Annotated in this window: 14 protein-coding genes; 9 read left to right on the top strand and 5 right to left on the bottom strand. The window is 56.6% G+C overall.

Features of this window, described 5'->3' with window-relative positions:
• From IM267_RS21345 to rnd, 5 genes are all read left to right on the top strand, one after another.
• Positions 1 to 387 (top strand): ATP-dependent DNA helicase (locus IM267_RS21345; RefSeq protein ID WP_226848147.1); only part of this gene is annotated, 387 nt, incomplete at its 5' end.
• A 66-nt stretch (positions 388 to 453) separates the two neighbouring features.
• Complete coding sequence (gene tsaB / locus IM267_RS16555) at positions 454 to 1149, top strand: tRNA (adenosine(37)-N6)-threonylcarbamoyltransferase complex dimerization subunit type 1 TsaB (RefSeq protein ID WP_107535544.1); 696 nt, start codon at positions 454 to 456, stop codon at positions 1147 to 1149.
• A gap of 37 nt (positions 1150 to 1186) precedes the next feature.
• Complete coding sequence (locus IM267_RS16550) at positions 1187 to 1768, top strand: Slp family lipoprotein (RefSeq protein WP_193033841.1); 582 nt, start codon at positions 1187 to 1189, stop codon at positions 1766 to 1768.
• Positions 1769 to 1971: 203 nt separating this feature from the next.
• The gene (gene fadD, locus IM267_RS16545; protein ID WP_129741659.1) at positions 1972 to 3657 is read left to right on the top strand and encodes a long-chain-fatty-acid--CoA ligase FadD; all 1686 of its coding nucleotides are present in this window, start codon (positions 1972 to 1974) and stop codon (positions 3655 to 3657) included.
• An 83-nt stretch (positions 3658 to 3740) separates the two neighbouring features.
• Positions 3741 to 4856 carry a ribonuclease D gene (rnd, locus tag IM267_RS16540; protein WP_146748973.1) on the top strand — a complete coding sequence of 372 codons (1116 nt, stop codon included), beginning with the start codon at positions 3741 to 3743 and terminating at the stop codon, positions 4854 to 4856.
• Between the two features lie 93 nt (positions 4857 to 4949).
• On the opposite strand, the gene minE is transcribed toward rnd, so the two are convergent.
• Genes minE through minC form a run of 3 tightly spaced genes read right to left on the bottom strand, consistent with a single transcriptional unit; the run spans position 4950 to position 6762 of the window.
• On the bottom strand, positions 4950 to 5216 hold the full coding sequence (gene minE / locus IM267_RS16535; protein ID WP_003859937.1) for a cell division topological specificity factor MinE: 267 nt from the start codon (positions 5214 to 5216) through the stop codon (positions 4950 to 4952).
• 3 nt (positions 5217 to 5219) lie between these two features.
• Positions 5220 to 6032, bottom strand: a complete 813-nt coding sequence (minD, locus tag IM267_RS16530; protein ID WP_063449608.1) for a septum site-determining protein MinD — start codon at positions 6030 to 6032, stop codon at positions 5220 to 5222.
• Positions 6033 to 6054: 22 nt separating this feature from the next.
• Positions 6055 to 6762 carry a septum site-determining protein MinC gene (minC, locus tag IM267_RS16525; RefSeq protein WP_063868495.1) on the bottom strand — a complete coding sequence of 236 codons (708 nt, stop codon included), beginning with the start codon at positions 6760 to 6762 and terminating at the stop codon, positions 6055 to 6057.
• A gap of 123 nt (positions 6763 to 6885) precedes the next feature.
• Here minC and IM267_RS16520 point away from each other — a divergent pair, with 123 nt between their 5' ends.
• The 3 genes from IM267_RS16520 (at position 6886) to IM267_RS16510 (ending at position 8402) form a co-directional block, all read left to right on the top strand.
• A complete protein-coding gene (locus IM267_RS16520) occupies positions 6886 to 7161 on the top strand; it encodes a YcgL domain-containing protein (RefSeq protein ID WP_193033840.1) in 276 nt (91 codons plus the stop codon).
• Between the two features lie 47 nt (positions 7162 to 7208).
• The gene (locus IM267_RS16515; protein WP_193033839.1) at positions 7209 to 7868 is read left to right on the top strand and encodes a fumarylacetoacetate hydrolase family protein; all 660 of its coding nucleotides are present in this window, start codon (positions 7209 to 7211) and stop codon (positions 7866 to 7868) included.
• Between the two features lie 93 nt (positions 7869 to 7961).
• Positions 7962 to 8402 carry a YcgN family cysteine cluster protein gene (locus IM267_RS16510; RefSeq protein WP_063449604.1) on the top strand — a complete coding sequence of 147 codons (441 nt, stop codon included), beginning with the start codon at positions 7962 to 7964 and terminating at the stop codon, positions 8400 to 8402.
• Positions 8403 to 8517: 115 nt separating this feature from the next.
• Here the strand turns inward: IM267_RS16510 and dsbB are convergent, their stop codons facing one another.
• Positions 8518 to 9048: a disulfide bond formation protein DsbB gene (gene dsbB, locus IM267_RS16505; RefSeq protein ID WP_063868496.1), complete on the bottom strand. Its 531-nt coding sequence runs from the start codon at positions 9046 to 9048 to the stop codon at positions 8518 to 8520.
• A gap of 46 nt (positions 9049 to 9094) precedes the next feature.
• A complete protein-coding gene (gene nhaB / locus IM267_RS16500) occupies positions 9095 to 10633 on the bottom strand; it encodes a Na(+)/H(+) antiporter NhaB (RefSeq protein WP_063868497.1) in 1539 nt (512 codons plus the stop codon).
• Between the two features lie 202 nt (positions 10634 to 10835).
• Here nhaB and fadR point away from each other — a divergent pair, with 202 nt between their 5' ends.
• A complete protein-coding gene (fadR, locus tag IM267_RS16495; RefSeq protein WP_003859951.1) occupies positions 10836 to 11555 on the top strand; it encodes a fatty acid metabolism transcriptional regulator FadR in 720 nt (239 codons plus the stop codon).
• The last annotated feature ends 110 nt before the right edge of the window (positions 11556 to 11665 follow it).

Genomic DNA, 11665 nt, shown 5'->3' with positions numbered 1-11665 from the left:
AGCGCCGGTAATGCCCTGCTGGTGGCGACCAGCAGCTTCTGGGAAGGGGTGGACGTGCGCGGCGATACGCTCTCGCTGGTGATTATCGATAAGCTGCCGTTCACATCCCCGGACGATCCGCTCCTGAAAGCGCGCATGGAGGATTGCCGTCTGCGTGGGGGCGATCCGTTCGACGACGTCCAGCTGCCGGATGCGGTCATTACGCTTAAGCAGGGAGTAGGGCGACTGATCCGCGACGTCACCGACCGCGGCGTGCTGGTGATCTGCGATAATCGCCTGGTGATGCGCCCCTACGGCGCAACCTTCCTCGCCAGCCTGCCGCCCGCGCCGCGCACGCGGGATATTAAACGCGCGGTCCGCTTCCTGGCGAACCCAACGGCGGAGTAATTCTTGCCGGAGTGTGTTAAGATGCGCGCCATTTTGTGACTGACCCTTGCGAGAGCGCGACGACCAATGCGAATTCTGGCTATTGATACCGCAACAGAGGCGTGTTCCGTTGCCCTGTGGAACGACGGTAAGACCTTTGCCCATTTCGAAGAGTGCCCCCGGGAGCATACCCAGCGTATTCTTCCCCTGGTAAAAACCATTTTGACCGAGGGCAACGCCGCCCTGACCGACCTCGACGCGCTGGCCTATGGCCGTGGCCCGGGCAGCTTTACGGGCGTGCGTATCGGGATTGGCATTGCGCAGGGGCTGGCGCTGGGCGCTGACCTGCCGATGATCGGCGTCTCCACGCTTGCCACGATGGCGCAGGGCGCCTGGCGTATGACCGGCGCTACACGCGTGCTGGCTGCCATCGACGCCCGTATGGGGGAAGTGTACTGGGCGGAATATACCCGTGATGAAAACGGCGTCTGGCACGGCGAAGAGACCGAGGCGGTGCTCAAGCCCGAAGCCGTGACTGAGCGCCTGAAGCAGCTCTCCGGCGAGTGGGCGACCGTGGGAACCGGCTGGCCGGCATGGCCTGAGATGGCGAAGGAAACCGGCATTACGCTGGTGGACGGCAACATGCTCCTGCCCGCCGCCGAAGATATGCTGCCGATTGCCCGTCAGCTGCTTGACGCAGGTAAAACCGTGGCGGTTGAGCACGCTGAACCCGTTTATTTACGAAACACCGTCGCGTGGAAGAAACTTCCTGGCCGCGAATGAATCTCAGTAACAGGAACTGAGAAAAAGGAGTCGCATCATGGCGGTTCAGACTAAAGTTGTACGCCTTCTTATGGCAGGCGTTGTTGCCATAGCACTGAGCGGTTGCGTCACCGTTCCTGATGCGATTAAGGGCACCAGCCCGACGCCACAGCAGGATCTGGTACGCGTGATGAACGCCCCGGAGCTCTATGTCGGGCAGGAAGCGCGGTTTGGCGGCAAGGTGGTTGAGGTCGTTAACCAGCAGGGCAAAACCCGTCTGGAAATCGCCACCGTTCCGCTGGACGACGGCGCGCGGCCTATACTGGGTGAAGCCTCGCGCGGGCGGATCTACGCTGACGTCAGCGGCTTCCTCGATCCGGTTGATTTCCGCGGACAGCTGGTGACCGTCGTCGGGCCGATTACCGGTTCGGTAGCGGGTAAAATCGGCAATACGCCGTACAAATTCATGTCCATGCAGGTCAACGGCTACAAGCGCTGGCGTATCGCCCAGCAGGTGGTGATGCCGCCACAGCCTATCGATCCGTGGATGTGGGGCCCTCATCCGTACCGTTACGGCTACGGTGGCTGGGGCTGGTATAACCCCGGTCCTGCACAGGTACAAACCATCGTAACTGAGTAACTTCCTGTTATTTATAGTAAAGAGACAGCGGCTCAGCCGCTGTCTCTGTTTTTTTACGCTTAAAACGAAAAAAAAGAGTGACGCGCTTCGCAACCTGTAATCTGAACAATTAATAAACTGGTACGCTGAGTTAATATAATGTTAACAAACTGTTTATTATCGGGGCTGTGATGACGACGAACACTCATTTCAGAGGTGATGCATTGAAAAAGGTTTGGCTTAACCGTTATCCCGCGGATGTTCCTGCGGAGATCAATCCTGACCGTTATCAATCCCTGATTGAATTATTTGAACACTCGGTACGGCGCTACGCCGACCAGCCCGCATTTGTGAATATGGGCGAAGTGATGACCTTCCGTAAGCTGGAGGAGCGCAGCCGGGCGTTTGCGGCCTATTTACAGGAGGGGCTGGGGTTGCAGAAAGGGGATCGCGTCGCGCTGATGATGCCAAACCTGCTGCAATATCCGGTGGCGCTGTTCGGGATCCTCAGGGCAGGGATGATCGTTGTTAACGTCAACCCGCTTTATACCCCGCGCGAACTGGAGCATCAGCTGAATGACAGCGGTGCGGCGGCGATTGTAATTGTCTCCAACTTTGCCCACACGCTGGAAAAAGTCGTTGAAAGAACCCAGGTTAAGCACGTCATTCTGACGCGCATGGGCGACCAGCTCTCTACCGCGAAAGGTACGCTGGTCAACTTTGTCGTTAAATACGTTAAGCGCCTGGTGCCGAAATACCATCTGCCGGATGCCATCTCCTTCCGCCGCGCGCTGCATGCGGGCTATCGCATGCAGTACGTCAAGCCTGAAGTGGTCTCAGAGGATTTGGCCTTCCTGCAATACACGGGCGGCACCACCGGCGTGGCGAAAGGGGCGATGCTGACCCACCGCAACATGCTGGCGAACCTGGAACAGGTTAACGCCACTTACGGGCCGCTGCTGCACCCGGGCAAAGAACTGGTGATCACCGCGCTTCCGCTGTATCACATTTTTGCGCTGACCATGAACTGCCTGCTGTTCATCGAGCTGGGCGGCCAGAACGTTCTGATTACTAACCCGCGCGACATTCCGGGGCTGGTCAAAGAGCTGGCGAAATACCCGTTCACTGCCATGACCGGCGTGAACACGCTATTTAACGCTCTGCTCAACAATAAAGAGTTTCAGCAGCTGGATTTCTCCACGCTGCACCTCTCTGCGGGCGGCGGGATGCCGGTTCAGCAGGCGGTTGCCGAGCGTTGGGTCAAACTCACCGGGCAGTATCTGCTGGAAGGCTATGGCCTGACGGAGTGCGCCCCGCTGGTCAGCGTTAACCCGCATGACATCGACTACCACAGCGGCAGTATCGGCCTGCCGGTGCCGTCAACGGAAGCCAAACTGGTGGACGATGAGGGTAACGAAGTGCCTCACGGCGAGCCGGGCGAGCTGTGCGTAAGAGGGCCGCAGGTGATGCTGGGCTACTGGCAGCGCCCGGATGCCACGGACGAGATCATCAAAGACGGCTGGCTGTACACCGGCGACATCGCGGTGATGGACGACGAAGGCTTCCTGCGCATCGTCGATCGCAAGAAAGACATGATCCTCGTTTCCGGTTTCAACGTCTATCCGAACGAAATCGAAGACGTGGTGATGCAGCACAGCGGCGTGCTGGAAGTGGCAGCGGTGGGCGTTCCTTCCGGCAGCAGCGGGGAAGCGGTGAAGATATTTGTGGTCAGGAAAGATCCTTCTCTTACCGAGGAAGCGCTGATAACGTTTTGTCGCCGGCAGCTGACGGGCTATAAAGTGCCGAAGCTGGTGGAATTCCGCGATGAGCTGCCGAAATCCAACGTCGGGAAGATATTACGACGAGAATTACGTGACGAAGCCCGTGCCAAAGTGGACAATAAGGCCTGAGCTTCACGTTAATCGCCCAGACGCCGGTTAAGCCGGCGTTTTTTATGGGCGCAAACAAAAGAGAGTCCGATTTGAATTACCAGATGATCACTACCAACGACGAGCTGGCTTCGCTGTGCGAGGTGACGCGTGATTTTCCCGCTATCGCCCTGGATACGGAATTTGTCCGCACCCGCACGTACTACCCGCAGCTGGGCCTGATCCAGATGTATGACGGCAAGCACGTGTCGTTGATTGACCCCCTTGGCATCACCGACTGGGCGCCGATGCGCGCGCTGTTGCTCGATACCGCCGTGACCAAATATCTGCACGCCGGCAGTGAAGATCTGGAAGTGTTCCTCAATACCTTTGGCATCATGCCGGAACCGCTGATTGATACCCAGATCCTCGCGGCGTTCAGCGGTCGCCCGCTCTCCTGGGGCTTCGCCGCGATGGTGGAAGAGTACACCGGCCTGACGCTGGATAAGAGCGAATCGCGCACGGACTGGCTCGCGCGCCCGCTGACCGCGCGTCAGCTTGAATATGCCGCGGCGGACGTATTCTATCTGCTGCCGATTGCCGGCCAGCTGATGAAAGAGGCGGAGGCGTCCGGCTGGCTGTCTGCCGCGCTGGACGAGTGTCGCATGACGCAGCAGCGTCGCCAGGAAGTGGTCGACCCGAAAGACGCCTGGCGTGATATCACCAACGCCTGGCAGCTGCGCACGCGTCAGCTGGCCTGCCTGCAACTGCTGGCGGACTGGCGCCTGCGTAAAGCGCGCGAGCGCGACCTGGCGGTTAACTTTGTGGTACGCGAAGAGCACCTGTGGGCGGTAGCGCGCTATATGCCGGGCAGCCTTGGCGAGCTGGACAGCATTGGCCTTTCCGGGAGCGAGATCCGCTTCCACGGTAAAACGCTGCTGGCGCTGGTGGAAAAAGCCCAGCAGGTGCCGGACGACGCGCTGCCAGAGCCGCTGCTTAACCTGATGGATATGCCGGGCTACCGCAAGGCATTCAAAGATATCAAAGCGCTGGTGCAGACGGTGGCGAGCGAAAGCAAGCTGAGCGCGGAGCTGCTGGCTTCACGTCGTCAGATTAACCAACTACTGAACTGGCACTGGAAGTTGAAACCGCAAAATGGTTTACCGGAACTGGTCGCCGGATGGCGGGGGGAACTGATGGCAGAACGCCTGAACACCTTGCTGGAAGGGTATCCGCGCTAAAGAAGTGTAACCCCGGTAAGCGCAGCGCCACCGGGGAAATTGCCGGGCGGCGCGATGCTTGCCCGGCCTACGATACGACGAACCGCAAACGGTTTAACGCGACTCTTCCGCTTCCGGAAGCGTCACGTTCAGCTCCAGAATCGAAATATCCCCGTCTTTTTGCTCCAGCTGAACGGTGACCATTTCCGGGTCAATCTGCACGTACTTGCAGATCACTTCCAGAATGTCTTTGCGCAGCTGCGGCAGGTAGTGCGGTTCGGCGTCGCTACGACGACGCTCCGCAACGATAATTTGCAGACGTTCTTTTGCGATGTTGGCGGTGCTTTTTTTCCGCGAGAGAAAAAAGTCCAGTAATGCCATAACTTATCCTCCGAACAGGCGTTTGAGGAAACCTTTCTTCTCTTCTTCAATGAAGCGGAAAGGACGTTCTTCTCCCAGCAGACGATCAACGGTATCCGCATACGCTTTACCCGCGTCTGCCTGTGTATCCAGAATCACCGGCTCGCCCTGGTTAGAGGCGCGCAGTACGGACTGATCTTCCGGGATCACGCCAACCAGTTTGATGCGCAGGATCTCCAGCACGTCTTCCATGCTCAGCATGTCACCTTTATTTACGCGGCCCGGGTTGTAGCGGGTCAGCAGAAGGTGCTCTTTGATCGGCTCCTGGCCATTTTCCGCACGACGAGATTTCGACGCCAGAATGCCGAGAATACGGTCGGAGTCGCGTACTGACGAGACTTCCGGGTTGGTGGTGATGATGGCTTCATCCGCGAAGTAGAGCGCCATCAGCGCGCCGGTTTCGATACCGGCAGGGGAGTCGCAGACCACGAAGTCGAACTCCATCTTTTTCAGTTCGTCGAGCACCTTTTCCACGCCTTCACGGGTCAGCGCGTCTTTGTCACGGGTCTGGGACGCCGGGAGGATGTAGAGGTTCTCGGTGCGCTTGTCTTTAATCAGCGCCTGGTTAAGCGTGGCATCGCCCTGAATGACGTTGACGAAGTCATACACCACGCGACGCTCGCAGCCCATGATCAGGTCCAGGTTACGCAGACCGATATCAAAGTCGATTACGACGGTTTTCTTTCCCTTCTGGGCCAAACCAGTAGCGATGGCCGCGCTGGAGGTGGTCTTGCCAACGCCTCCTTTACCCGAAGTCACAACAATAATGCGTGCCATAGAAATTCCTTGTTAAAAGGGATCAATTTAACGGTTGAACGGTCAAAGCGTTGTCTGCCAGTTGCAGACGGGCCGCTTTGCCATAAAATTCGGCTGGGATTTTGTCGCTCAGCCAATATTCACCTGCGATAGACACCAGTTCTGCCGTCAGGTGAGTACAAAAAATTTGTGCTTCTCGATCGCCGCTGGCGCCCGCAAGTGCACGCCCTCGCATCATACCGTAAACGTGAATATTGCCATCCGCAATCAGTTCCGCGCCCGCGCTGACGTGGCTTGTAACAATCAGATCACAGTTTGGCGCATAAATGCGCTGACCGGAACGAACCGGCAGATCAATCAATCGCGTTTTTGTGACTGGGGTTACATTTTGCGCCGGAGGCGGGGGAGCGGGAACGGGTGCAGGCGCTGCACGTGGGGCCTTTTCTTTACCTTCGTTCAGCAAAGGCAAACCTGCGCGGTCAATTTCGGCTTTCAGTTCAGCGTCTTTGCAGCCGCTAATACCCACGATGCGTAAGCCCGTAGAGGTGACGGCCTGCTGGAGTCGCTTCCAGTTAACCGGACCCTCAAGGTCGCTTACGTTGACGACGACAGGAGCATGCTTAAGAAAAGCGGGAGCCTGCGCGATTTTGTCTTCTAACGCCTGACGAATAACCTCGGGTTTTGCATCATGCAAATGAACCACTGATAAGGTGAAGCTACTGCCTTTAAGCTCGATGGGCGTATTTGACATCCTGGCCTTACTCAATTTGCTATTAACCGCAACACATCGCCGCGATATTCCGAAGAGTATCAGGCATGTTATAGTCAGGAGTATATTGAGGCAAGCAACCACCCGTTAATTCAGAGTAAAAACATGTTTTGTGTGATCTACAGAAGTACGAGCCGCGACCAGACCTACCTTTATGTCGAAAAGAAAGACGATTTTTCCCGCGTGCCTGAGGAATTAATGAAAAGTTTTGGCCGACCGCAGCTGGCGATGCTGCTGCCGCTGGACGGCCGCAAGAAGCTGGTGAACGCCGATCTGGAAAAAGTCAAAAAGGCGTTGACCCAACAAGGCTATTATTTACAGCTTCCACCACCGCCGGAGAATTTATTAAAACAGCATCTTGAGATGAGCGGAAAGAAATAAGCCCGGGTCACGCCGGGAACAACCCATCAACCGATTAGGGGTCGAGCATGTATCAACATCATAACTGGCAAGGTGCATTACTGGATTATCCCGTCAGCAAAGTGGTCTGCGTAGGCAGCAACTATGCAAAACACATTCAGGAGATGGGGAGCGTCGTGCCGGAAGAGCCGGTTCTGTTTATTAAGCCAGAAACTGCACTGTGCGATATTCGCCAGCCGCTGGCTCTGCCGCAGGGACTGGGCTCGGTGCATCATGAAGTGGAGCTGGCGGTGCTGATCGGCGCCACACTGCGTCAGGCCACCGAAGAGCACGTAGAGAAAGCGATTGCGGGTTACGGTGTTGCGCTCGACCTGACGCTGCGCGACGTTCAGGGCAAAATGAAGAAAGCAGGGCAGCCGTGGGAAAAAGCCAAGGGTTTTGATAATTCATGCCCGATTTCCGGTTTCGTTCCGGTGAGTGAATTTACCGACGACCCGCAGAATACGCCGCTCAGCCTGAAGGTCAACGGCGAGATCCGCCAGCAGGGCTCGACCGCCGATATGATCCATAAGATCGTTCCGCTGATTGCCTACATGAGCCGCTTCTTCACCCTGAAACCCGGCGATGTGATCCTGACCGGCACCCCGGAAGGTGTGGGCCCGCTGCACGCTGGCGACGAGCTGGACGTTAGTTTTAACGGCCTGTCGCTAAAAACCCGCGTGCTGTAAAAGCACCTTGCCGCCTGAAAAGGGCGGCAAAACTTGCATCAACGTGCCAGACTCGTTATAAGGTGCGCTCTATTTTGACGTGTGGACATCCCGATGAACGATATTCCTTTCTGGCAAAGCAAAACGCTCGATGACATGACCGACGCGGAGTGGGAATCGTTGTGTGACGGCTGCGGACAGTGCTGCCTGCATAAGCTGATGGATGAAGATTCGGACGAAATCTATTTCACCAACGTAGCGTGCAAGCAGTTAAACATCAAAACCTGCCAGTGCCGCAACTACGAGCGCCGTTTCGAATATGAGCCGGACTGCATCAAGTTAACCCGTGAAAACCTGCCGACCTTTGAGTGGTTGCCGCATACCTGCGCGTATCGCCTGCTGGCGGAAGGAAAGGATTTGCCTGCGTGGCATCCCCTGCTGACGGGGTCGAAAGCGGCGATGCACGGCGAACGTATTTCCGTGCGCCATATTGCGGTGAAAGAGTCAGAGGTGCGGGACTGGGAAGACCACATCATGAATCATCCCAACCGCTGATAATAAAAAACCCGCCGAGGCGGGTTTTTTATTGTGCGCTGTTGTGTCGTGTGCCGCTGCGCTTACCCGACCTACAAAACCGTAGGCCCGCGCAAGCGAAGCGCCGCCGGGCACATTAACGCCCAAAAAGATCGCGTTTTTTCGGTCTGAACGGCTGGGCAATCAGCACCAGCAGCGCCACCACGAAGTAGGCGACAAAAATGCCCACCAGCCATTGCGGCATCTCCAGCGTCAGAAACTCCCACTGGCGTACGGAGCAGTCACCGGAGGCAACGAACACCTGCGGCAGCCACTTATCCAGCGGCAGCCAGCCCGGGAAGCGGGCCGCAAAATCGCAGGTCATAAACGGTGACGGATGAAGCTGCATCTGGGTGTGCTCCCAGGAAAGCGCAATCCCTTTCCAGGCGCTGTATAGCCAGATGGCAATCGCCGCATAGCGTAACGGTGTTTTAGGTGCAATTGCACCGACCAGACCTGCGCCCATAATGCCGAACAGCGCACAACGCTCATAAATACACAGTACGCAAGGTTTCAGCCCCATCACATGCTGAAACCACAGCGCGACCATTTCCAGCGCAAAGGCGGTCAGGGCCATCAACAACCACGCTCCGCGACCGCGTGAGCACTGGTTCAAAAATCGCAACATAATCATTTCCCTGGAACATGCTTAGACAGCGCAGTGTAAACGAATTTTAATGCGCCGCAAGTATACCTGCTTGTAACAACCATTGCGTACAGGGAACGAGAGTAATTTTGATGCACAGCAAACCAACCAGGGTAAGCACCAGCGTATACGGCAGCGCCATCCAGACCATTCTTCCATAAGAAAGCCGTATGAGCGGCGCCAGCGCCGAGGTCAGCAGGAAGAGGAATGCCGCCTGACCATTCGGGGTTGCCACCGAGGGCAGGTTGGTCCCGGTGTTTATCGCCACCGCCAGCAGCTCAAACTGTTCACTGCTGACGATCCCTTGCTCCATCGCGGCTTTGGCCTCATTAATGTATACCGTCCCGACGAAGACGTTATCGGAGATGGAAGACAACAGGCCGTTAAACAAATAGAACAGCGTAAGCTGAGAATCTGGCGTAGCCTGAAGCACAAAAGCGATAATGGGCGCGAACAGATGTTGGTCAATAATTACCGCCACGACGGCAAAAAACACCGCCAGCAGGGCGGTAAACGGCAGCGCTTCGGTAAAGGCTTTACCGATAGCATGTTCGTCCGTTACGCCGCTCAGGCTGGTTGCCAGAATAATCACCGACAGGCCAATGAGCCCCACTTCGGCAAGGTGCAAGGCCAGCGCAGCGATAAGCCACACGCCGATCAGACCCTGTGCAATCAGGCGCAGCGTTTCCTGACGCGTACGCTGTTTGCGGCTCTGCTCGTCAAATTTTTGCAACTCATGGCGGACCTGATCGGGCAACGTCGCGCCATACCCAAAGAGGTTAAATTTCTCGACCAGTACGCAGGTCGCTAATCCACAGACCAGCACGGGCACGCTGACCGGCGCCATGCGCAGGAAAAATTCGCCAAAATGCCACCCGGCCGCTTTAGCGATGATCAGGTTTTGCGGCTCCCCGACCATGGTCATCACGCCGCCCAGCGCCGTACCCACGCCCGCGTGCATCATCAGGCAGCGCAGAAACGCGCGGAACTGTTCCAGCACGTCGCGGTTGTGCGCCTCAACGTGGCTGTCGTCCTGCAAGTTATCGCCGGGACGAGACGAGGCCACCCGGTGGTAAATTCCGTAAAAACCGACGGCGACGCTGATCACTACCGCCACCACCGTCAGCGCGTCCAGGAAGGCTGAAAGGAAAGCCGCGGCGAGGCAAAACGCCAGCGAGAGAAGCGTTTTCGACGGAATGCTCAGCAGCAAACGCGTAAAGATAAACAGCAGGAGCTGCTTCATAAAGTAGATCCCGGCCACCATGAAGATCAGCAGCAGCAGGACTTCAAGATTCGACGCAATCTCGTTTTTAACGTGCTCCGCGCTGGTCATTCCGGTGGCCACGGCCTCCAGTGCCAGCAGCCCGCCGGGCAATAGCGGATAGCACTTCAGCGCCATCGCCAGGGTAAAGATAAACTCGGCGACCAACAGCCATCCGGCAACAAAGGGATTCAGCAAGAAGATAACGGGATTAACGACCAGGAATACCAGTAAAGTGAGTTTGTACCAGTCAGGTGACTGACCTAAAAAGTTGCGCCACAGCGCGCGCCCAAACGAAATTTCCACGACAGACGTCCTTTCCCCGTCAAATAAGACAAGACATCAGTATACGCAAAAATGGCGTCGGTGAGGGCGTTAACGCCATTTTGTAAATTTCATAAAAATGAAACGGCGATCCCTCTTTTCTGTCTCGGCTGCGCTATCTGCCTCTGTCCGCCTCTGGTATGATGAGTGCAATTTGCTAAAGCTGTGTAATGGAAATCTCACTATGGTCATTAAGGCGCAGAGCCCGGCGGGTTTCGCGGAAGAGTACATCATTGAAAGCATCTGGAATAATCGTTTCCCTGCGGGATCAATTCTACCTGCTGAACGCGAACTCTCTGAACTGATTGGCGTCACCCGTACCACGCTGCGAGAAGTGCTCCAGCGTCTGGCGCGCGATGGCTGGTTGACGATACAGCATGGCAAGCCCACTAAGGTGAACAACTTCTGGGAAACGTCCGGGCTGAATATTCTGGAAACGCTGGCGCGTCTCGACCACGAAAGCGTACCGCAGCTGATTGATAATCTGCTTTCGGTGCGCACCAACATCGCTACTATTTTCATCCGCACCGCGTTTCGTCAGCACCCTGAAGATGCGCTGAAGGTGCTCGCCACCGCCAATGAGGTGGAGGACCATGCGGATGCCTTTGCAACCCTGGACTACAACGTGTTCCGCGGTCTGGCGTTTGCCTCCGGCAATCCGGTTTACGGCCTGATCCTGAATGGGATGAAAGGGTTATATACGCGCATTGGTCGTCACTACTTTGCTAACCCTGAAGCCCGCAGCCTGGCGCTCGGCTTCTATCATAAGCTGAGCAAACTCTGCACCGAGGGGCTGCACGACCAGGTTTATGAAACGGTGCGTCGTTACGGTCACGACTCCGGTGAAATCTGGCACCGGATGCAGAAAACGCTGCCGGGCGATCTGGCGATTCAGGGCCGGTAAAAGAAAAAACCTCTCGATTGAGAGGTTTTTTTTCGCCGGGTGGCGGCTTCGCCTGACCCGGCCTACAGGTCCCGTAGGCCCGGTAAGCGTAGGGTATGAACCGGAAACAT

The organism is Enterobacter cloacae complex sp. P15RS (genome assembly GCF_014895905.1).
In the GTDB taxonomy this organism is placed as follows: domain Bacteria; phylum Pseudomonadota; class Gammaproteobacteria; order Enterobacterales; family Enterobacteriaceae; genus Enterobacter; species Enterobacter quasihormaechei.
Note: the sequence above shows the minus strand (reverse complement) of the source record. Positions and strands in the feature narration are given on the sequence as shown.

What these genes read in the sequence shown, in the direction of transcription:
- tsaB (WP_107535544.1), top strand. Translation starts at nt 454, where the DNA reads ATGCGAATTCTGGCTATTGATACCGCAACAGAGGCGTGTTCCGTTGCC.
- IM267_RS16550 (WP_193033841.1), top strand. Translation starts at nt 1,187, where the DNA reads ATGGCGGTTCAGACTAAAGTTGTACGCCTTCTTATGGCAGGCGTTGTT.
- rnd (WP_146748973.1), top strand. Translation starts at nt 3,741, where the DNA reads ATGATCACTACCAACGACGAGCTGGCTTCGCTGTGCGAGGTGACGCGT.
- minE (WP_003859937.1), bottom strand. Translation starts at nt 5,216, where the DNA reads ATGGCATTACTGGACTTTTTTCTCTCGCGGAAAAAAAGCACCGCCAAC.
- minD (WP_063449608.1), bottom strand. Translation starts at nt 6,032, where the DNA reads ATGGCACGCATTATTGTTGTGACTTCGGGTAAAGGAGGCGTTGGCAAG.
- minC (WP_063868495.1), bottom strand. Translation starts at nt 6,762, where the DNA reads ATGTCAAATACGCCCATCGAGCTTAAAGGCAGTAGCTTCACCTTATCA.
- IM267_RS16520 (WP_193033840.1), top strand. Translation starts at nt 6,886, where the DNA reads ATGTTTTGTGTGATCTACAGAAGTACGAGCCGCGACCAGACCTACCTT.
- IM267_RS16515 (WP_193033839.1), top strand. Translation starts at nt 7,209, where the DNA reads ATGTATCAACATCATAACTGGCAAGGTGCATTACTGGATTATCCCGTC.
- IM267_RS16510 (WP_063449604.1), top strand. Translation starts at nt 7,962, where the DNA reads ATGAACGATATTCCTTTCTGGCAAAGCAAAACGCTCGATGACATGACC.
- dsbB (WP_063868496.1), bottom strand. Translation starts at nt 9,048, where the DNA reads ATGTTGCGATTTTTGAACCAGTGCTCACGCGGTCGCGGAGCGTGGTTG.
- fadR (WP_003859951.1), top strand. Translation starts at nt 10,836, where the DNA reads ATGGTCATTAAGGCGCAGAGCCCGGCGGGTTTCGCGGAAGAGTACATC.